The organism is Salinispira pacifica (assembly GCF_000507245.1).
In the GTDB taxonomy this organism is placed as follows: Bacteria; Spirochaetota; Spirochaetia; order DSM-27196; family Salinispiraceae; genus Salinispira; species Salinispira pacifica.
Genome location: NC_023035.1, coordinates 786,262 through 807,418, shown reverse-complemented (window position 1 = coordinate 807,418; position 21,157 = coordinate 786,262). Strand labels below are relative to the sequence as shown.

At 51.5% G+C, this 21,157-nt stretch carries 15 protein-coding genes; 5 read left to right on the top strand and 10 right to left on the bottom strand.

Going from position 1 to position 21,157, the window contains the following annotated elements:
- The first annotated feature begins 118 nt into the window (after positions 1-118).
- Complete coding sequence (locus L21SP2_RS03555) at positions 119-3,490, top strand: hypothetical protein (protein WP_024267116.1); 3,372 nt, start codon at positions 119-121, stop codon at positions 3,488-3,490.
- Entirely contained in the window at positions 3,490-5,850 is a 2,361-nt protein-coding gene (locus L21SP2_RS03550; RefSeq protein WP_024267115.1) for a carbohydrate binding domain-containing protein, read from the top strand. Before L21SP2_RS03555 ends, L21SP2_RS03550 begins: the two co-directional genes overlap by 1 nt.
- 327 nt (positions 5,851-6,177) lie before the next feature.
- Here the strand turns inward: L21SP2_RS03550 and L21SP2_RS03545 are convergent, their stop codons facing one another.
- The 3 genes from L21SP2_RS03545 to L21SP2_RS03535 all read right to left on the bottom strand — a co-directional run bounded on the left by L21SP2_RS03545 (position 6,178) and on the right by L21SP2_RS03535 (position 9,512).
- On the bottom strand, positions 6,178-7,083 hold the full coding sequence (locus L21SP2_RS03545; protein WP_024267114.1) for a carbohydrate ABC transporter permease: 906 nt from the start codon (positions 7,081-7,083) through the stop codon (positions 6,178-6,180).
- Positions 7,084-7,087: 4 nt separating this feature from the next.
- Positions 7,088-7,981: a carbohydrate ABC transporter permease gene (locus tag L21SP2_RS03540; protein ID WP_024267113.1), complete on the bottom strand. Its 894-nt coding sequence runs from the start codon at positions 7,979-7,981 to the stop codon at positions 7,088-7,090.
- 241 nt (positions 7,982-8,222) lie between these two features.
- Positions 8,223-9,512, bottom strand: a complete 1,290-nt coding sequence (locus L21SP2_RS03535) for an ABC transporter substrate-binding protein (RefSeq protein WP_024267112.1) — start codon at positions 9,510-9,512, stop codon at positions 8,223-8,225.
- 318 nt (positions 9,513-9,830) lie between these two features.
- On the opposite strand from L21SP2_RS03535, the gene L21SP2_RS03530 reads away from it, so the two are divergent.
- The 3 genes from L21SP2_RS03530 to L21SP2_RS03520 all read left to right on the top strand — a co-directional run bounded on the left by L21SP2_RS03530 (position 9,831) and on the right by L21SP2_RS03520 (position 13,693).
- Positions 9,831-10,883: a GntR family transcriptional regulator gene (locus L21SP2_RS03530; protein ID WP_024267111.1), complete on the top strand. Its 1,053-nt coding sequence runs from the start codon at positions 9,831-9,833 to the stop codon at positions 10,881-10,883.
- A 69-nt stretch (positions 10,884-10,952) separates the two neighbouring features.
- Positions 10,953-11,627: a RadC family protein gene (gene radC, locus L21SP2_RS03525; RefSeq protein WP_024267110.1), complete on the top strand. Its 675-nt coding sequence runs from the start codon at positions 10,953-10,955 to the stop codon at positions 11,625-11,627.
- Positions 11,628-11,743: 116 nt separating this feature from the next.
- Positions 11,744-13,693: an amino acid permease gene (locus L21SP2_RS03520; protein ID WP_024267109.1), complete on the top strand. Its 1,950-nt coding sequence runs from the start codon at positions 11,744-11,746 to the stop codon at positions 13,691-13,693.
- An 83-nt stretch (positions 13,694-13,776) separates the two neighbouring features.
- On the opposite strand, the gene L21SP2_RS03515 is transcribed toward L21SP2_RS03520, so the two are convergent.
- The 7 genes from L21SP2_RS03515 to L21SP2_RS03485 form a co-directional block, all read right to left on the bottom strand.
- Positions 13,777-15,327, bottom strand: coding sequence for an adenylate/guanylate cyclase domain-containing protein (locus L21SP2_RS03515; protein ID WP_024267108.1), 1,551 nt, complete (start codon positions 15,325-15,327; stop codon positions 13,777-13,779).
- A 46-nt stretch (positions 15,328-15,373) separates the two neighbouring features.
- A complete protein-coding gene (locus L21SP2_RS03510) occupies positions 15,374-16,120 on the bottom strand; it encodes a hypothetical protein (protein WP_024267107.1) in 747 nt (248 codons plus the stop codon).
- A complete protein-coding gene (locus L21SP2_RS03505) occupies positions 16,120-16,860 on the bottom strand; it encodes a hypothetical protein (protein ID WP_024267106.1) in 741 nt (246 codons plus the stop codon). Before L21SP2_RS03505 ends, L21SP2_RS03510 begins: the two co-directional genes overlap by 1 nt.
- A complete protein-coding gene (locus tag L21SP2_RS03500; RefSeq protein WP_280113278.1) occupies positions 16,850-17,515 on the bottom strand; it encodes an ABC transporter ATP-binding protein in 666 nt (221 codons plus the stop codon). Before L21SP2_RS03500 ends, L21SP2_RS03505 begins: the two co-directional genes overlap by 11 nt.
- Entirely contained in the window at positions 17,512-19,044 is a 1,533-nt protein-coding gene (locus tag L21SP2_RS03495; RefSeq protein ID WP_024267104.1) for a S10 family peptidase, read from the bottom strand. Before L21SP2_RS03495 ends, L21SP2_RS03500 begins: the two co-directional genes overlap by 4 nt.
- Positions 19,045-19,271: 227 nt before the next feature.
- Positions 19,272-19,751: a hypothetical protein gene (locus L21SP2_RS03490; protein ID WP_024267103.1), complete on the bottom strand. Its 480-nt coding sequence runs from the start codon at positions 19,749-19,751 to the stop codon at positions 19,272-19,274.
- A gap of 175 nt (positions 19,752-19,926) precedes the next feature.
- Positions 19,927-21,123: a hypothetical protein gene (locus tag L21SP2_RS03485; protein ID WP_041401111.1), complete on the bottom strand. Its 1,197-nt coding sequence runs from the start codon at positions 21,121-21,123 to the stop codon at positions 19,927-19,929.
- Positions 21,124-21,157 lie beyond the last annotated feature (34 nt).

The window sequence follows — 21,157 nt, the reverse complement described above, 5'->3', positions numbered from 1 at the left end:
CAAGGTGTTTTCGGGTTGTTTTTTAAGCTGCTCCGGACATTCTTTGTGTTTACGCAAACATATTTATATGTTACTGTGGTAAGACTATCCCGCACATATTACTCGTCAGGAGACAGAAATGAATACTCAACAACTCAAAATCGGAACGTCCCCGCTGCATACACGGGAAATCATCCCCCAAGGGGAAATCCTGCGAAAACAGAATCGGGAATGGTACCGTATTTCGGATTATGATTGCATGGAACCCTTTTTTATGTCCGTAACCAACCCGGATAATATCTGGATGTTCCTCTCCTCTACCGGCGGTATCTCTGCGGGCAGGGAATCCAGGGATAACGCCCTTTTTCCCTATTACACCGTGGATAAAATCACCGAAAACTTCAGGAACACCGGCCCGGTCACCAGAATCCTGGTAACAACCTGCACAGGTACCTATTTTTGGGAACCGCTGCTTTGGGATGCCCCTGAACTCTACAATACAAGCAGAAACCTGTATAAGGCAGTATACGGGGATGCCGTTCTCTTCGAAGAAATTAATCACGATCTGGGCATCACGTTTTCCTACTCCTGGGAAGCCAGTCCCGGCTTCGGCATCCACAGGGGAGCTTCCATTACTGCGGATAACGGAGATATAGAACAGATCCGCATATTGGACGGTATCAGAAATATTCTTCCGGCCAGCGTACACGAACAGCTTCAAACTGGTATGAGCAATCTGCTGAATGCATATAAGAGAAATGAGTCCGATCTCCAGACCGGCCTGGGCATCTACACATTGAATGCTACCCTCACTGACCAGGCCGAACCCAGTGAAAGCTTGCGTGCCACCACAGTCTGGTCATACGGAATTACCGATTTCACCCTTCTTCTTTCGGAGGCCCAGACAGGAAATATCATGAAAAACATGCCCACCCGCAGCGAAACCGACATCCGGGGACAGCGGGGTGCATATATTTGCGACTTCACCCTCACCGGCGGCAACGTCTCAAAAAGCTGGGGAATGGTAGGCGAGCTGAAACAGGATCACAGAAGCGTTCACAACCTTCGCAAGAAACTTCTGGAGCAGAAGAGTTCCCTGGAAACGGAACTTGAAGAGGATCTGAGGCGGTCACGGAACGATCTGATCCGGATTCTCGAGCTTAATGACGGCCTGCAGGAGGTCGGCAGCAAAGAAAGCCAGTATCATCACAGTCTCAATGTGCTCTTTAACGTGATGCGGGGCGGATATTTTCTCAACGGATATACAATCAACGGCCGTGATTTCGCAGACTTTGTTCAGGAATGGAATTCCCATCTCCACCGGGCTCAAAGCGAACTTCTGTCCTCCCTTCCTTCCCAGCTATCCATTCGCGAACTCCAGAACATCTGTCAGAAAAGCGGTGATCCCGATTTGATCAGAATGAGTTTTGAGTATCTCCCCCTGAATTTCAGCCGCCGTCACGGCGATCCAAGTCGTCCCTGGAATATGTTCTTTATTAAAACCAGGGATGAGAATAATGAACCGGTAACCGGATACCAGGGCAACTGGCGGGATATATTTCAGAACTGGGAGGCTCTGTGCTTCTCATACCCTCAGTTTTATCTGTCTGTGATCACGAAATTTCTGAACGCCACCACCATAGACGGGTATAATCCCTACAGAATTTCCCAGAAAGGCATCGACTGGGAGGTTCCCGAGCCGGAGAACCCCTGGGCGAATATCGGATACTGGAGCGATCATCAGATTATTTATCTGACCAAACTTCTGGAAAATGCCGCACACTTCCTCCCGGAAGGTCTTTCGCGGCTGTTTCACACCAGGATGTTCACTTTTGCCCGGGTTCCCTACCGAATTGCAGATTTTTCCCGGCTGGAAAAAGACCCCTACAATTCAATCAGCTTCGACTATGAGCTGGATGAGAGCATTGCATCCCGCAGAAAGGAGCTGGGAGCCGACGCAGCCCTCATTCCCGACGGCGAGAACCTGCCGATGAAGACCGGGTTTCTGGAAAAGCTCTTTATTCTGCTTCTGGCCAAGGCTGCGAACTACGTTCCCGGAGGCGGCATCTGGATGAACACCCAGAGGCCTGAATGGAATGATGCCAATAATGCACTGGCAGGCTGGGGACTCTCCATGGTGACTCTCAGCTATCTGCTGCGCTTCATCGAACAGATTGAATCATTGCTGAATCTCGTTGATGACAGCCATGTGGAAATTCATGAAGAAGTGTACAGCTGGCTGGAGAAAGGCAGAAAAACCTTTCAGGCTCTGCCTGATGATGCCCACAGCGATCCACAAAAGAGATATTCCGTGCTGAAAGAGCTGGGTACGGCAGCCGGGCAGTACAGAAAGAGCGTATATGACCGGGGTTTCAGCGGAAAAACCGTAAACCTGAAACGTAACGCCATTCTTGAATTTCTCACCGACTGCAAAACCAGCTTCATCCGCACCATCGATTCAACCCGCATGGAAGACGGAAGCTTTGAATCCTATATGGTGCTGGAATTACGGGATCGATCGGCGAAGGTGCACCCCCTGTACCCCATGCTGGAGGGACAGGTTGCAGGACTCTCACTGGATATTTACCCCAGCGAAGAAATTATCCGCATTCTGGATCTGCTGAAAAAAGGCCCCCTCTACCGTGAGGATCAGAAATCCTACATGCTCTACCCCTATCGTCATGTTTCCAGGTTTCTGGATAAGAACTCGGTGACTGAGGAACACATGAACAGGCTTTCCCCTGAGCTGAAAACACACCCCCGCCTGCAGGAACTCCTCATCAGAGATGATAACGGCAGCTGGCACTTCCACGGCGATTTCAGAAATGCCGGGGATCTGGAAGAACGGGCTTCCTTTCTATCTGAATCACACCGAGCGGAACTGCTCCGCCTGTTTGAAGAAATCTTCCAGCACCGGATGTTCACCGGAAGATCAGGAACCTTTTTTGCATATGAAGGTCTGGGAAGCATTTATTGGCACATGGTTTCCAAACTTCTGCTGGCGGTACAGGAGCGTCTCACCGACGCAGTCCTCAGGGGGGATTCACCGGAATCAGTCTCCAGACTCAAAAGGCAATATATCGATATCCGCCGGGGACTCGGGTTCAACAAGACGCCTTTGGAATACGGAGCCGTCCCCCTGGACCCCTACTCCCACAGCCCCTGGGAACAGGGAGCGAAACAGCCGGGAATGACCGGTCAGGTAAAAGAAGAGGTTCTCACCCGGTTTGCAGAACTCGGAATGGTAATCCGGGACGGGCGCATCTTCTTCATGCCCGAGCTGATACTGGATGACCAGTGGATTCCCGGTGAGGATCGCTTCAGTTTTCAGTTCTGCGGCATCAGGTTCACTGTGGCACGGGCAAAAGAGAACAGAATCGAAATAGATAGATCCGGTGAAGAGTCCGTAGTCATTTCCGGGCTTGAGATCTCTGAAGAATTGTCCCGGAACATATTCCTGAGGGACGGAAGCGTCACTGCAGTGACGGTGACGATAAAAGGGGGAAAATAATGAACAGATTGCACAAACCTGACGCACCCCGGCGCTATCGCCGGGGTATTGGTACCGGCGGAATGGCTGCAATAGCGGCTGCAGGATTAATCATCCTGCTTTCTGCCTGGACCTCATGCACCAACCTGCAGACGGCGGGGACCGATACTGATATGGCAGAACTGCAAGATCAATGGCATCTGGTCTGGGAAGAGGATTTTTCCGGTGACAGCCTGGATGCTCAGGTGTGGAACTATGTGATCGGCGCAGGGGGATACGGCAATAATGAGCTGCAGTATTACAGCGACCGGGAAAAAAACGTACGGGTTGAAAAGGGCCGTTTGATTATTCAGGCCCATGATGAACCTTTTCAGGGTAGCCCCTATACATCCGCAAAGATCACCACACAGGACAAGGCGGACTGGCTGTACGGACGCTTTGAATTCCGCGCCAAACTGCCTGAAGGTCAGGGCATATGGCCTGCAATCTGGATGATGCCCACGGATTATGAGCTCTACGGTCAATGGCCCAGCTCAGGTGAAATTGATATTGTGGAACTGGTGGGGCATGAACCTGATACCGTACACGGTACCCTCCATTACGGGCTGCCCCACACCTACACAGGCAGTTCATACCCTCTCCCGGAAGGAAAATTCTCCGATGATTTTCATACCTTCGCCCTGGAATGGGAGCCGGGAATCTTCCGCTGGTATGTGGACGGGAACCTGTATCGGACACAAAGCGAATGGTTCTCCCGGAAAGAGGGGCAGCCTGCGGATTACACCTGGCCTGCACCCTTTGACCGTTCATTCTATCTGCAGCTGAACCTGGCAGTGGGAGGTAACTGGCCGGGATATCCTGATGAAACCACCCGGTTCCCCCAACAGATGGAAGTTGATTACATCAGAGTATATGAGAAACCCGACGGATATCCTGCCGCCCGGGCACCTGATAGCGAAGGCGAGGAAGAGAAAGCACCGGAGGGCAGAGCACCCACAGCCGATGGGAACCTGGTGTACAACGGCAGCTTCTCGGATGAGCTGGATTACTGGGAGTTCGGCAACTTTGAGGGCGGCTCGGGGTCTGCGCTGTGGGATGACGGAGAAGTTCATATTCAAATATCCCGGCCGGGAAACCAGATCTGGGCCAACCAGCTGATTCAGCAGCAGATGAACCTGCAGAAGGGCGCAAACTACCGGGTGAGCTTCAAAGCCCGTGCAGCTGAGGAACGGGATATCATGGTCAAAATGGGCGGTCTCGCACCCCGGGGCTGGGCTGCATATTCCGGTGAACGGTACATCAGCATCGATACCGAAATGAAGGAATACAGCTTTGAATTCACCATGTCCGAGGAAAGCGATGTTCTGGCCAGATACGAGTTCAACATGGGCCTTTCGGATGCCGATGTCTGGATAGATGATGCCCGTCTTGAAAACCTGGACGGGGCGGCGGGAGACGCCGCCCAGAGCGCAGATGCAGCCGCCGGAGAATCCGGAAACACTGAAGCCCTGATCAAGCCCATGCTTCCCGGCAATGAACTGATCTATAACGGCGGATTTGAGCTTGGAACGAAACGAACGGAGTTCTGGGAGCTGGAAACCGACGGGGATTCTGAAGCGGAACTGCGGGTAAACCCCCAGGTAGGTGAACGGGCTCTCCGCATATTCATTGCCTGGAGCGGTGATGACGAGGAATCGGTGGTGCTGCGTCAGAAGGGTCTGGATATCCGCCCCTCTTCCAGCTACATTCTCAGTTTTGATGCACGTTCCAGCAAGGAACGCCCCGTTGTCACGGGCATCGGTTCGGCAGGGGATGCATTTTCCTATTCCGGCAGAAATGAGATTACCCTCACAGAAGAATGGAAGACCTTCAGCAATCCCTTCTCCACTTCCGGCCAGGCCGGCGGTGCGGGAATATTCAGTCTCTATGCATTGCCCACCGGGGTAATTACCAGGGATGTGTATCTTGATAATGTATCCCTGGAATTCATTCCTCCTCCGGTTGAGGTCGGATCGGGCATAACCCGGATAGAGGCGGAGGATTTCTTCGGTAAGTCCCCGGCTCCCCGCACACAGCCCAGCTCTGAAGGCGGGCTTAATGTGGGCTGGCTGGAAGACGGTGACTGGCTCTCCTACAATCTGGACGTACAGGATGCGGGAGAATACCTGATACGCTACCGGGTTGCAACAGATCTCACCAGCGGCAGCATCCGGCCGGCGCTCAACGGCAGCGGGATGGAGATGCTCCAGCTGGAGTACAGCGGAGGGTGGCAGGAATGGACCACCATTGAAGGTACACTCTCTCTGGATTCAGGAGAACAGGAACTGCGGGTCTATGCATCCGGTCTGAATCTCAATTGGATTGAGCTGGAGAAAAGGTAAGATAATATTCAGCATTCCAACGAGCCCGGCTGTATCCTGTACCCGGCCGGGCTCGGCAGTTCACTTCTACACGCCGGTTTAATATCACACGCCGATCACATGCTGCACGCCGATGACATACTACATAGCAATTGAACCCTGCCAGTCAGGCAGGCGCTGCACGCATTGAAGCTCCCGGATTCCCGAGATCTCCTGGTTCCAGTCAATAATTCACGGATGATCACGTAGTTCGCCCGACTTTCATGCAGACCCCTTGCAGAAGCCCGGCAAAAAAAGGCTCTCCCGAAGGAGAGCCCCAAAAGACTGATAGAAGAGGAGGCTGTATGCTTATTCCTTCACGGCTCCGAAGCTTATACCGGCTATGAGGTAACGTGAGAAGAAGGCAAAGGCAATAATGATGGGCACGACACTTACCGCCACACCGGTATACAGAGCACCAAGGTCCCTGTTGTAGGTGGTTGTATTGAGCTGCTGAATCACCAGGGGCAGCGTGTATTTCGACTGTTTGTTCAGCAGAATCAGGGGCATCAGGTAATTATTCCACTGTGCAAGAAAACCGAAGATAGACATGGTGGCAATCCCCGGAAATATGAGAGGCATTGCGATGCGGTGGAAAATTCCCAGTTCGGAAGCACCGTCCATCCGTGCCGCTTCAAGCAGACTCTTGTTGAACGCAGATCCGATATATCCCCGCAGGAAAAACACCGTGTACGGACTGGCGATGGCCGGCAAAATCAACGCCCAGTGACTGTTGTACAGCCCCAGCCCCACCATCAGCTTGAAAATACCGATCAGCGTAATAACCGGCGGCAGCATGATAACCGACAGAAGCACCGCAAACAGAATTTTTTTACCCCTGAAATTATACATGGTAAATCCGTATGCAGTGAGTGCCGAGAAATAGCCTGCAAGAATGGTACCGGTCATGGCCACATACAGGGAGTTCATAAACCCCCGCATAATATTCAAGCCCCCGGCTCGTAAGCCGGTTTCAGGATCCAGACGGCCGAGCGTGAGGGTCTTCCAGTTTTCCACCAGATGGGAACCGGGAATGAAGGTGGGACCGCGGTTGATTTCCGCATTCGACCGAGTTGCATTCACAATCATCAGATAAAACGGAACGATACAGAGAATCACCAGTACAATCAGAAAAATATAGATCAGAACCTTGGATACTATTTCGCTCTGCTTTTGCTTTTGAATATTACTGAGGTATAAATCTTTTGTTCTCATAACCTTATCCCTCATTTCGAGATTTTGTAAATTTCAGGTAGAAGACGGAGAAAACCGCCGCCATCACAAACAGAATGTAGGAGATTGCCGATCCGGTACCCAGCTGATACCACTGGAACGCTCTCTGATACATATACACAACTGCGGTGGTCAGGGACTGTTCGGCACCTCCCCTGCCCTGGGAGAGCACCCACGGGAAGTCAAACATATTCAGCCCCCCGATGAATGAGGTGATCACCACATAGACCATTACGGGGGTCAGCAGGGGCAGGGTTATGCGCCTGAAGGTTGTCCATTTGTTGGCCCCGTCCACAATGGCGGCCTCAAAAAGACTCTGGGGTACGGTCTGTATGCCGGCCATGAATAGAATCATCGTGTAGCCGAACCACATCCAGGTCTGAACAATGGAGACCACGCTTCTGCTGGCCACCGGATCATTCAGCCAGAAGATATATTGCTCCACTGCCTCGGGTCCGGTTCCAAACAGAATCTGGTTCAGCGTCCCCCGCTGCCAGTCAAGGATGGCATACGCAAGGATTGCCACAGATGCGATGGTTACCAGGTTGGGGAAGAAAAACACCGCCCGAAACACCCCCACACCGCGGATTTTCATCCGTTTATCAGTCATAACCACGGCCAGAAACAATGCGATGCTGAGCTGAGCAATGATATTGGGAATCCAGATAATAAAGGTATTCGCCAATGCCCGCCAGAATGCAGGTCTGGTAAGTTCATCTACATAATTCTTCAGCCCGATGAAACTTTTTTCAGCCATCGTGAAGTCTTCATTCGTCAGGCTGGTCAGTAAGGTGTTAATTACCGGATACACCCAGAAAATTGCAAAAGCAATAAAAAAGGGCAGTATAAACCAGTACCCATAGCGTTCGTATGATTTCACCTTGTACCTCCAAGTAAAACTTTTCTAATTTCTGCTCACAGCTATATCCATGATTCCCCACACAGACCTTTCACAGATATATCTCTGAACAGAACCGTTCTGTATAATCCCGTCCGGTGCGGCTCCATACCCAAGGCTGAAGGGATACAGAAGAACACCGGCACTGTTTCCACAGCACCGGTGCCGGTCATTCCCGGAAGCCGCCGAATATATCCCGCATATGCCGGCGGCTCACGAAAAATTACTCTGCTGCCGTGAGACGGGGGTAGGCCTCAAGAACACGTTTTGTGAGTTCCTGCAGGGCATCTTCATAGCCCAGTCCGCCCTCCAGGTATTCGTTCATCACCTGGCTGAGAATCTGGTTGATCTGGTAGTCATAGCCTTTGATGGTGCTTCCGTCGATCTCTTCCGCAGCTTCTGCGAAGAAATCAAAGTGGTTCTGACCATCAAGCACAGGACTGGACATGGTGGGAACCACCTCTTCCATAACTTCCTTGTTGGAAAGGAAATCCTCGGAACGCTTGGCGTACATGGTCATATACTCTTCATCCTGGGTAAGCATTTTGATGAATTCCCAGGCTGCAGCTTTGTTGGTCGCCGGAGCATCCTCATAAATACCCAACCATGTTCCTCCCCAGAAGAATGGGCCGGGACCGGCAGTAACCGCCCAGTCGCCGCTGGAGTTTTCCTGTCCGGAAATAACGAACTGAAGTCCCCATGTGGGAAAACCGTACACGAATACGTTGGCATCGCCGGGGGCTGTGTTCATCTCTTCAAACCAGGGACCGGACCAGTCTGCCAACTTGGCATCATAGCCCATATCACGAACAGTCTTGGTTACACGGAAGTATTCCTTGATCTGATCGTCAATTACAAATTCGTTGTTATCGTTCACCCAGGCTTCGTCACGGTTCGCATAGAAAATGCGGAACAGTGTTTCACCGATTCCGGGGAACATGGCGTATCCGTTTTCTTTAAGCGTTTCTGCTGTTTCGAGAACAGTGTCCCAGTCAGAAAAGAGTTCTGCCACTTCTTCGGGAGATTCCACTCCGAAAACATCCTGGGCGATGCTTCTTCGGTAGAACCAGCCGCCTGGAGTGGTCTGCCATGTGAGAGCTACAACATCGCCTTCTTCGGTGGAACCCATTTCAACGGCATAATCGTACATGTTCGAAGTATCTGCGTTGTAGGGAGCTTCTGAGAGAGTGTCCCAGTAACCGGCTTCCACGAACTGCCGTACGAATGCAGCCTCACCCAGGAAAATATCGGGTACTTCGGTACCGGTAGCCAGAAGAGGACGAAGCTTTGCTTCGTAGTTTTCTGTGGGAACTACTTCCATCTCCACGTTGATTCCGGTGCGCTCTTCGAAATCAGCGATTATCCCCTGATCGTTAAACTCGGTGGAAAATGACAGAATGGAAATTGTGGTTCCCGCCAGATCTTCGGGAGCGGTTTCTTCAGCACCACCCTCGGCAAATACAAACACAATGCTGCTCAGAAGCAGCAGAGTGAAAAGCATGATTCTTTTCATCTCAATCCTCCTTGGAATGAATCTGGTCTTGCGCCAGTTGTTGGTACAAGCATTCTCAAGCATACCAATATTTATGTCAAGAATAAAATTTAAATAATTCTTTCCAATGCTGGATATGATGCATTTCCAAAATTTTCCGGTAATTTCGCCGAATTTATCGTCTCCCGACTATATCGGTTGGGGGTATGTACTAGAAAAAGTATCTTTTGCGCCGTTTACGCCGATCACCTTCATCTTACTTGTACCTACATATCAACAACTTGTATTATCTTAATTATCATGCTAACGTGTGCATAATTCAGTTGCGGACGGTGAAGAATGGAAGATCAATCAAAACAGCTGCCGAAATACATACAGGTGAAAAAACGGCTGTTAAGCTATATTCAGGAAGAACAGCTGCAGCCCGGAGATCTCATTCCTTCGGAAAATAAACTGGTGAAATTATTTCATGTGAGCCGCAATACCGTACGACAGGCTATTGACGAGCTGGTAAATTTGAATGTTCTGGCAACCCGTCAGGGAAAGGGCACATACTTCAAAGGGTTCAAAAACTCCGGTAAAGTTCGATCCGGTCTGATCGGCGTTATTAATCATACCGTCCTTGACGGCATTTATCCGGCAATCATTCACGGCATCGAGGATGTGCTGCATTCACGGGAATATACAATGGTGCTTTCCAACTCAGCTCATAACACCGACCGGGAAGTTGCATCATTGAAGCGAATGATCGAGATCAGCATAGACGGACTGATCATCGAACCCACCTTCTCCGCACTAATGCAGCCCAGCGACACCACCTCGCTGCTCCTCCAGTCTCTGGATGTACCGGTTATTTTCACCCATTTTTCAGCACCTTTTTTCAGTAATTCCAGTATCGAGGTGGACGAATTTCAGTCGGGCTATTTAAGCGCCCAATATTTGATCCAAAAGGGTCACAAAGACATTGCCATTATCATTAAAACCGACACCCTTTCCCTCTGTCACCGTCTGGAAGGGTTTTTAAAGGCGCTATCCGATCACAATATGCAGGAGCGGCCGGAATTCATCAAAACGTTTGTGGAAAAAGATGAAAAAGAAATTCCCGGCGCCCACTTCAGTGAAGAATTGCTGGCATTGGGGAAAGGCCGGCCTACTGCAATCTTCTATTACAATGATGAAGTTGCGCTCCAGGGGTTCCGGTATCTGAAAAGCCGGAACATATCCATACCCGATGAAATGTCGATTCTCGGCTTTGATAATATTGATGATATAAAGGGATTAACCCCGGGACTCACGACATTTGAACATCCAAAGTACAGTCTGGGCCGCTGGGCTGCGGAAATGCTCTTCGAAGAGCTGGACAGCGAAGCCCCCTCCAGCAGCGTCATGTAAAAATTACACCCGAACTGGTCGAACGGGAGTCGGTAAAGCAAATCAACTGATTTCCCCGGTTATCTTCATATGAAAAACCAATCAATCGAATACGCCGGCGAAATTGCCGGACCGCCCAGGGAAAAAGCACAGGCTCTGGGAATCGGCAGTCTGAGCGATGCAGAGCTGGTTGCCCTGCTCATCGGCTGGGGAGCGAAAGGAAGCGGTGTTCTGGATGTGGCCATGCAGGCATGTGTGGTTTTGGACTCCGGCGGGGGGCAGGCACCTGGAAACACTGAGGCGCTGACGAAGATACGGGGTCTGGGACGGGTCAAAAGCATGCAGATAGCAGCGGCGCTGGAGCTGGGCAGGAGGCGCTATAAGCCCGGTCTGCGGAGAATCCAGAGTCCGGAGGATGCATGGAACTGCGTTAGGCATTACGGAGACCGTCTTCAGGAACACTTCTTCGTACTCTGCCTGAACGGAGCCCACGAGCTCACATGTTACGAGATGATCAGCAAAGGACTGCTCAACCGGTCGCTGGTGCATCCCCGGGAAGTGTTTGCACCGGCCATTTCCGGAAGAAATGCCGCCATCGTGGTAGCCCACAATCACCCCTCGGGAAATCTCACCCCAAGCAGCGAAGACATGGAAGTTACCAGAAGACTCCAGGAAGCCGGAGACATCCTGGGCATCAGTCTCCTGGATCATATTATCTTCTCCGCCACCGAATATATCAGCCTGCGGGAGCAAGGGGAAATATGACGCAGTTCCTGAGAAAAAATGATCGAATTCCGTAACTTCCTCTGTGCCAGGGAGGGTTTTCCTGGGTATTATCTATGTTGATATGTATGAGTAATGTTAATGGATAAGGAGCTCCCATGAAATCGATCCGTTCCTCCGCCGGTTCTTCATCTGACGGCCGCAACAGGCATAAACTCGGGTGGATCGCATTGTTTTCCCTCGCCAGCGGAACCATGATATCCAGCGGAATTTTCATTTTGCCCGGGCTGGCGTATTCCCGCCTGGGTTCCCTGGCACCCCTCAGCTATCTTCTCGCCGGTCTGGTCGCCCTTATGTCCAGTCTGGCGTTAATCGAACTCTCCACCGCCATGCCCAAAGCGGGAGGGGACTATTTTTATATTACCCGGAGCCTGGGACCCATGGTGGGTACAATAATGGGCCTCTTAAGCTGGCTTGCACTGATGCTGAAGACCGCCTTCGCCATCTACGGTCTGGCTGAAATGGGGTACCTGTTCTTCGGCTTCCCTTTGCAGATCACCGCGCTGGTTCTTACCCTGATATTCCTATTGCTGAACCTCGCCGGAACAGAGGGGGCGGTACGCTTTGAAATAATTCTCGTGGCAGTGCTTCTTCTGATTATGCTGGTGTACTCGCTGTTTGGTACCATTCGCTGGGACGGGGGAATTTTCCAAGCCGGCATAGAATATATGCAGAATCAACTCACTCTGAATTCTTCCGGTTCAGGAATAAACGGCGGAATAAACAACGGAGGCCCGGGATCCGGATTTCTCCGATCAATTATTGCCACCGGCGCCTTTGTATTCGTAAGTTACGGAGGGCTTTTGAACGTGAGCACCATGGCCGAAGAGGTGAAAAAGCCCGGAAAGAATATCCCCAGGGCCATTCTCGCTTCGGTGGCTGTCATCACATTTCTCTACGTGGCCATGGTTGCGGTAACCTCCGCAGTCCTTCCTCCGGAACTCTTCTCCGGTTCCCTCACGCCCATTGCCGACGGTGCCTTTGCCATGCTGGGTTCGGCCGGACTTTACGTGATCGCCGTTGCATCCAGCCTGGCATTTATCACCACCGGAAATGCGGGGCTCATGTCGGCCAGCAGATATCCCCTGGCAATGTCCAGGGACGGGCTGCTGCCCAGGGGAATATCCGGGGAGAACCAAAAGGGAATTCCTGTACCCGCCCTCTGCACTACCGCTATTTTTATCGGACTTTCCATTCTTATCCCCCTGGAAGCACTGGTAAAACTCGCTTCCACGGTGATTTTAATCTCCTATATGGCGGTGAATATCGCAGTGCTTGTTCTCCGGGAAAGCGGAGTACGCAATTACCGGCCCCTCTTTTCTCTGCCGGGGTACCCACTTGTCCCTGTCCTTTCCCTGGTATTTATGGCCATATTTCTGGTAGAGCTGGGAATCAGCAGTGTGGAAATCCTTCTGCTGTTCGCCGGAGGAGGGCTTCTGATATATCTGCTCTACGGAAAACGGCAAAACTCATATGAGTACGCAGCCCTCCATCTCGTAAAAAACGCCGTGGATAACAGACTTCAAAACGAAGGGCTGGAGACTGAGCTGAGAAGTATTCTGAGAAACAGGGAACAGCTGAGCCAGGATCTTACCGACCGCCTGCTTGCGGAAGCCCTCACCGTGGACATTGATTACCGGGAATCAGTCCACGGCGCCTTTCAGATGGCGGGCTCCCGACTGGCCCCGAAAACCGGAATGACTTCGGAGGAAATCACCCGGCTTCTGGAAGAACGGGAGTCCCGCTTCACCACTGCTCTCACAGACTTCGTTTCAATTCCCCATATCTTAATACCAGGTCGGGATGAAATTCATCTGGTTCTTCTCCGGGACCGGGAAGGACTGTATTTCGACGACAGCCATCCGTCCATTCATGCAATGTTCATTATTGTTGGGTCGGAAGACAGGAGAGATGATCACTTGAAACTCATCGCCGGATTGGCCCATGTGATTCAGCACAAGAACTTTCAGGATATCTGGCTTTCCGCCGAATCCATGAATGATCTGAAAGATCAGCTTATTCTGCTGGATCGAAAGCGGGTGGAGTAGGTTTTTTCGGGGGATATCAGAGCGGGAATTTCAAAGCAGGCATTTCCCGGGATGTGATGGATTGATATTTTCCGGCCGGCAGGTTAATCAGCCGCATCGGTTCCCGGAAGTGCGGGAAAGCGGTACACAACGGTGCCCTCTTCGTTGAAATCCTGCACAACCCAGCCCCGGGTGCACAGCCTCTCCAGCTCCTTCTCCGCTTCTTCGAAACCCAAGTCCGCCGCCCGGGCGCACTGCACAACCGTGAGCATGCCGCCGTGGGCGCTTGCGGAAGAAAGAACTCTCCGCTCCCGGTCCAGCGCCTCTTTTTGTTTACGCCGTTTACGGATGCCGAAGTTTTTCACCGTACCCACAATGCCGAACACCAGAGGCAACAGGCCCAGAAAGAAAAACGTAACGTAAAACCAGGGCGAACCATTGGCGAGAATTCCCCAGAGCGAAGCGCTTCCGGCCAGCAGGCCGAACACCATGTCCCCGGTTTTATCTTCTTCCTTGGGCTCGTTATCCCCGAATGAGATTTTCAAGTCTCCCAGATCTATGCCCCCCTTGCTCACCCGGGGCCGATGCCGTGAACCGGCATCGTTATCTGCCGAACCTTCAGGATTGAATCGATGGACGGCCTGGAAGCCGCCGGGATTCGTGTCCGCCTGTTCATCCCGGCCCTGGGAAGAAGAGCCCTCTGTGTCCGGCCGGGTGCCGGAGGCTTGTGAGCTTGAATACGCGGATGCTCCGCCTGCCGATCCCGGGGAGGAACCTTCCCCGTTAATATCCACATACCAGTCCTTGTCTTTCAATTCCGCCATGACCCGGTTCTTTTTTTCTTCCGGCATGTTTTCCCAGCTGTTCACTGCAAAATCCAGGGTTTTTTCTACAAAATTTTCAATCTTCTGTTCCAGGCGGCTCTTTTTCTCACCACGCTCCTCTTTGGAATCGTTGAAACCGGTTGAAATGGCATCCTTGATTATTTCGGCCACATCCATACCCAGAAAACTCGAACCGGATTTTGTGCCGCCGCTTCCCCGATGTTCGTCCCCTGCAGAACTGCCGTCGCCTTCATGACTCCGTTCTTCGCCGGAGGCCTTGTTTCCCTCTCTGTTTTCATTGAGGATTGTTTCTTCATGACCGGTTTTCACATAAAAGATCCGGAAGTCCCTGGATATATTTTTCATACCAGGGTTGGGAACTTCCTGGAACTGAACGCTGTCCTTGTTTTTAATCTGATGGTACACGTCTTCGGAAACGCAGATACCGCCGGGCTTGGACATTTGCTGAAGCCGGGCAGCTATGTTCACCCCGTTCCCGTAGATATTGTTCTCCTCAAACCAGATATCGCCCATATGAAGCCCTATACGGAGATTGAATTTTCTCCCGGGTTCCACCGACGCATTACGCTCTGCCACCGCATTCTGGATGTTCAGGGCACAGCTGACCGCCCCGAGCAGGGATTCGAAAGTAAGCAGCAATCCGTCACCCACCGAATCGATGAGACGCCCATTAAAGTTCTCGATGATGGGAAACACCATTCCATGATGCTCTTCAAGCAGCTCAATGGTGCGTTTCTCATCTTCCTCCATCATCCGGGAAAATTCGGCAATATCGGTAAACATTACTGCCATGAGTCTGGTTTCTTTCACAATTCCTCCAGTTATCTCCCTACAGTATATACATGAGAATTGCAGACTAAAAGAGTTTCTTTCGATAGCCGGTAAAACAAAGGAAAATCCACAGCAGATGTACACTCAAGGAGAGTACAAGGAGCAGCGGCTCGTTTCTCCCGGCCCGGAGATACTCAGCCATCCAGAATGGCGGCAGGACAGAAAACAGGTAGCGTATTCGGCCATCAAGAAAATATGCCGCCAGAGGAGCCATCTCAAAGAATGAAATCAGCTTCCCCAGGGCAAGTCCCTGTACCCTGTTTGCCGCATTTCCCGCCAGAAACAGAGCAAAAACGGGAACTTCGAGTATCCCCATTATGAGAAGCAGAGGCTGAAATACAAAGGGCAAGCCGGCGGAGAGTGAAAACAGAACTCTGCTGCCCCAGCAGCTGATGAGGTAAATAGACATAAGAGGCGGGAGCCGGAGAATGAATATCCGCAACGGACCTCTGAAGGAAAGACCCCAGAATGGATTGAGTCCCTGTTCATGCTCCTCAAGAAGGATAAAACCCCCGGCCATCCCGGTCATTATGGAGGGGAGAAGTATGAGAAAAAGATGGAGAAGGGGAAGATATTCCCGGGCCAAAAGATCCGACAGACTGAGTCCCAGACTTCTGTCAAGAAAAGGTATGAGGAAGCGGTAAAGAATGCCAAGTGCGGTCCCGGCAAGCAGGGGAACAATGATTATCAGGATAAGAAATCCATCACGCATCATCATCTTAAGGTCTCTGTTCAAACTTGCTGTGACAAAATTCAGCTTTCTTTGCATCATCACAGCCCTCCAGGCCTCTTGAGATAGCGGCGGATGCAAAGCCAGGAGTAGAGGGCGGTATTGGCAAGCCCCACCCCGCCGGAAATGATAAATACCCGAATTCCGGCGATATCCTGCATGAATTCACCGGAGAACTGCTCTGCCCTGGCAGCCAGCACCGCTCCGCCGCCGGGCAATACAAAAGATAAGAAAACTACAGTCCAGTCCCGGCTGAGAAATAGAAGGATAAGCGCGGGAAGAAAAAGGAACATTGCAGGAATAGCGCCCAGTAGAAAACCGTTTGTACTTTCTTTATTTTCAGCGGCAATCATGCCCAGAACCGTGGAGGGTACAGAACCGATGATCAAGAAACATGACAGATACAGTGCGGAGGCAGGTGAAATACTGCCGGGAAGCATAAGAGCAGCCAGCGTGAATACCAGCAACGAAACCACCCCTGCGAGCAACGCAAACGAGGCAATTCTGAGAAGAAGAATAGTTTTCCTGGCACCGGGAATGATTTCCAGGGCCGGGCGCAGATTCTGACCGTTCTCCAGGAGAGTGAGTCCGCCGGAAAAGAGAAAACCCGCAAGTGCGGCGTCCACGTAGAGGATTAAAAACAGCCCCGCTCTGTGCCATTGGGCCGGAAGGAGAGTTAAAACCGGTACCAAAACCAGTCCAAGAAAGAGAAAAGCAGCAAAAATTCCCTGTCTCCACAGATGCTTCAGTTCAAGCCTGAAAAGGGTTACGCTATTGTTCATCACTCACCGCTATAAACACCTGTTCCATGCTGGCGTCAAGTGTGCGTACAGAACGCAGATCCGGCGATTCCAGCAGTCCAAGAAAACGGGCGTTGGACGCCAGCCCATCCAGCGGGAACTTCTCAATGGCAGAAGAGGTCCGTATTTCAAGGAGCTGTTCACCATAGGCTGCTTTTAATACATCAGGATTCTCCAGGGCTTTAAGCTTCCCTGAGGATATAATTCCCAGACGGTCACAGAGCTTCTCCGCAAGCTCCATATTGTGTGTAGTCAGGATGATTGTTCTGCCCGACTCTTTCTGACGGAGGATATGTTCTCTCAGCCGCACCTGCAGCAGCGGATCCAATCCCGCCCCCGGCTCATCAAGAAAAAGCAGCCGGGGATTGTGGACAAGCGCCCGGCAGTAGTTAAGACGGACCTTCATCCCTTTGGAATACGCCCCAACCGGCTTGGAAAGATCTCCCTCCAAGCCCAGATCAGCAGCTGCCTGAAATGCGACCTTCAATGACTCGCCATCGGCATCCTGCAGAGCAGCGAAAAAGCGGAGATTCTCTTCACCGCTGAGTTTCTCATAAAGGGCGGGAGTCTCAAATGCCACGCCTATCTGCTTTCTTAAGGATGGGGGAAAATCAGATCCCTGACATGGATCACTTATTCCTCCGAATTTCGGGAATACAAATCCTTCATATCCAGATAGAACTGATGTCTGCTGGATTCCCAGGTGTAAAACATGTGTCCCCCGTCATAATGCTTTACCTGAAGCTGACGTTTCTGATCCTTTCCCAGTTTCATCAGGTTTGATATCCGTTCGGCTGCAAAATAGGGAGTCACCAGGTCAAATATCCCGTGACAGAGAAACACCTTCATATCGGGATTCAGGCTCATACCGTAGCGAAGATCATCGGTGGCGCCCACCTGGCTCTGCAGAGCGTGTTTTCTGGTGTCGATTTTCCACTTGCTGTTCACATCCATGCTGAGAATTGTGTAATCCCGCTCGGTTTCCAGACCGATGTGCTTACGCAGCTGGGTGTTGATACCTGCGGCAAAAACCCGGTCGACGTTATGAAGTGTGGGATCAGGTCCGGTGTATTCATCCCGGTCCGGATACGGGTCCCGAACCTTCAGGGATGCATCGTAGAGTCCCAGATGGAGCCCCTGATCCCGCAGAAGGTTTTTCACAAAATACCGGATATCCACTCTGCCGTTCTTTTTCACTACGGTATCCCGGGAGAGTCCCAGGTAATCCGAAGCCAGGCGAAGCACCCGTTTTTTTTTCTGCTCTCCGTACATATCTCCTGCCGCAAGAACCGGAAGCAGATCCTTCAGGGCAAAATCCGCAGCGCGCTGCATGTAGGATCTCAGATCCTCGCCTTCCCGTTTTTTCCTGCTCTTTCCGTGTACATGGGCCGCCGCCGCCATGGTGGGAAAAGTATCCAGCCACATGAGTACATCGTAGTCCGAGCCGTCAAGGAGGGTGAACTCCATTGCCGGTGAAATGATGATGGCTCCGGAAAGCCCCACCCCGAAATCCTGCTGAAGCATTCTGGTCAGCTTGGCGGTGCGGAATCCGCCGTAACTTTCACCGGCAATATATACCGGGCTTTCCCAGCGGCGGTGACGGGAGAGGTACTTGCTGATAAATTCACCCAGAGATTCCAAATCCCGTTTCAACTGCCAGTACTCGCTGGAATCGTCACCGGAAGCGCCGCTTTGGGAATCGTCAGTTTTCCCGTTGCCGCCGTTTCCGGTTTTCCCTTCTTTCTCATCCACCGGACGGCTCAGGCCGGTACCGATGGGATCGATAAACACCAGATCGGTAAACTCGAGCCAGCTGTCCGCATTGTCCATGAGGCTGTGGGGAGGAGGAGGAGCGGTGCCGTCGGCATTAAAACGGGCCCGCCGGGGCCCCATGGCTCCCAGATGAAGAAAAACCGATGAAGCGCCGGGTCCTCCGTTGAAAACAAAGGTAATCGGCCGGTCTCCTCCGTCCTTTTTCACATAGCTGATATGGAACATCTCCGCCGCAGGCTTATCTTTTTTCCGGAGAACCATCCAGTCCGCAGAAGCACTGTAGTCCATGGTTTCTCCGCCGAGACTGATGCGGTGATCCATGCTTGATCCTCCCGGCGGGGTGTAATCGCCGTCGGTTTTACGGGTATCTTTTTCGTTGGTAGTGTCGGGCATAGGACTTCCTCCGTAGGTTGTTGATATGGTCTACTGATAACGGAGGAATTATAACACGGCTGATACGGGCATGCAGCCCGTTTATCAGTGCACAGAAGCTTGTGAAGCACTCCTTTTACCAACAAAAACCAACATATTTAGTGCCTGAAAAATACCCGACACCACCAGTACGGTCGAAATTTTCGAAATTGATATTTTTCACAAGCTTTGGTGCACTGTACAATATTTTAGGGCCGCTGCCAGATTTCGCTGGTTTCAGTTCCCATTCTTCTTTCGAATAATTCGATGATATTCTCGCTGGGGGAGCCTGCGGCATTAATGAGTATCTGCCCCCGGCTGTCCACCAGCATGGCCCTGGCCTGTACCTGGGATGGGGTATTGGTTGCTATAAGGAAATCCCGCATTTCCGTATAGATGGGATAGGTTCGCCTTCTCCGGCGCTTTTCTGGAATGAACCAGCGCATGCTTAAAAATATGGAAGCCCTGGAAGTGAAATCGAAACGGGGCATCACCGGCATTTCAATATATTCAAAGAACGGGATGCGCTCTTCCCATTCTTCAAGCCGGGGGATCCATTGGGCAATGTCGTGCTGATGCTCCATGAGAAATCCCACAAGAACCACGGTCCAGCGCTGATTAAAACGCTGAGGGAACCATGCCTTTTCACTGAGTAGGTTCTGACCTGTAATATTTGGAAACCTGTGCATTCTTATAAATTACAAATAAGATCATCTTTTTGCAAACTGAAATCAGTGCACCAAAGCTTGTAAAAAACTTTCACCTCAGTCCGGCCGATACGCTCCGAAAAATCGATCCGGAATCCAGCCCGATTTCAGGTCCGCAACCAGTCCCGACCGCCCCGGCTCTTACACTTCAGCCCAGTCACACCCACACATGAAACGGCAGCCTGCGGCCTGAATCAATCCCCCGGTTTCGCCATCCAAGCAGCCAGGTCATTTTCTCATGCTCCCATAAGTTGCACTTGTTCAGGAAAACTCTCCTGTTCCAGTGTTTTCTGATTACCTCATGAAGCTTCCATCCCGGAACGCCAAGCTGTTCTCCTCTGGTCTTCCAGTTTCCTTTTCTCTGATCCCGTACCCTCCGGGGCATGAGATAATTATGCACCATCTGATATATGCTCAGCCGCACCATCATTGCTGCAGGAGATCGGGCGAACTGTACCGACTCCCTCACGTGGTTCGCCTGATCTTTGCGAAACTGCCGGTCCACATAATTTACCGGGAACAGCCGGTTGGTCGGGGTGCGCGGCAGGGTGGATGAATACTGACAATGACGGATCCGGGACCTGCCCTCAGGCACCTTCGAAAGGGCCCGAACATACGCCTTGTGATAGTCGGTATTCAGCGTAACATCCGGTATGTCTTTATCTTTCATGTATTTACACAAGTGGGTAAGGATGGACTGGACCGATTTCTCAACGGCATTTCCCGGAGCCTTGCCCAGGGTTTGCTCCAAGTCAGTTCGCTTCTGCTTCTGTTTATCTGTCATCTGTCCTTTACGCCTCAGCTGGGAGTAGCCCATTGCGTATATCAACTCTGAGCCGCTTCCCACCAGGATATTGATGTTGTTGGGGAAGAACTGACTCACGCTGAAGGATTCAAAGCCGTCCAGCGCGAACTCATCTTCCGGTTTGATCAGCTTGCGCATATCAGAATGGATGGCCAGAAGTACCCGGCAGATGCGCTCGTATCTGTTCTGGATCTGCTCATAGCGCATACCGGTGAAGCGGGTCATGTTGCCCTGTCCGCTGGAAGAGACAAGCTGGCGAATCAGCTGGATGTAGTCCACCGGCTTTTTCACGTAGTAATCCATGCGGAATGTCTGGAGGGAAAAGGTCTTGCCGCAATCCTGACAGCGATAACGCGGAACCCTGCCGAAGGCTTTGGTGAAGTAGCATCCATGAAACCTGAACCATGACTGATCATGGGGTTTCTGGTCTGCAAACCGGGGGCAATGGGGGTTTGAGCAGTGGGGGACCGGGCTGTGGTGAGTAAAATCAAGGGAATTTGTGCTGATTTGGGTCAGCAGTCTGGTGATGTATGGTTGTAATGTGTTCATAAACCATACACCGGAAAAGAATTACTGCTGCTTG

Coding starts and splice junctions, on each gene's coding strand:
- radC (WP_024267110.1), top strand. CDS start 10,953: ATGAAAAACCAATCAATCGAATACGCCGGCGAAATTGCCGGACCGCCC.
- L21SP2_RS03490 (WP_024267103.1), bottom strand. CDS start 19,751: ATGCACAGGTTTCCAAATATTACAGGTCAGAACCTACTCAGTGAAAAG.
- L21SP2_RS03555 (WP_024267116.1), top strand. CDS start 119: ATGAATACTCAACAACTCAAAATCGGAACGTCCCCGCTGCATACACGG.
- L21SP2_RS03545 (WP_024267114.1), bottom strand. CDS start 7,083: ATGAGAACAAAAGATTTATACCTCAGTAATATTCAAAAGCAAAAGCAG.
- L21SP2_RS03485 (WP_041401111.1), bottom strand. CDS start 21,123: ATGAACACATTACAACCATACATCACCAGACTGCTGACCCAAATCAGC.
- L21SP2_RS03520 (WP_024267109.1), top strand. CDS start 11,744: ATGAAATCGATCCGTTCCTCCGCCGGTTCTTCATCTGACGGCCGCAAC.
- L21SP2_RS03510 (WP_024267107.1), bottom strand. CDS start 16,120: ATGATGCAAAGAAAGCTGAATTTTGTCACAGCAAGTTTGAACAGAGAC.
- L21SP2_RS03535 (WP_024267112.1), bottom strand. CDS start 9,512: ATGAAAAGAATCATGCTTTTCACTCTGCTGCTTCTGAGCAGCATTGTG.
- L21SP2_RS03550 (WP_024267115.1), top strand. CDS start 3,490: ATGAACAGATTGCACAAACCTGACGCACCCCGGCGCTATCGCCGGGGT.
- L21SP2_RS03495 (WP_024267104.1), bottom strand. CDS start 19,044: ATGCCCGACACTACCAACGAAAAAGATACCCGTAAAACCGACGGCGAT.
- L21SP2_RS03505 (WP_024267106.1), bottom strand. CDS start 16,860: ATGAACAATAGCGTAACCCTTTTCAGGCTTGAACTGAAGCATCTGTGG.
- L21SP2_RS03530 (WP_024267111.1), top strand. CDS start 9,831: ATGGAAGATCAATCAAAACAGCTGCCGAAATACATACAGGTGAAAAAA.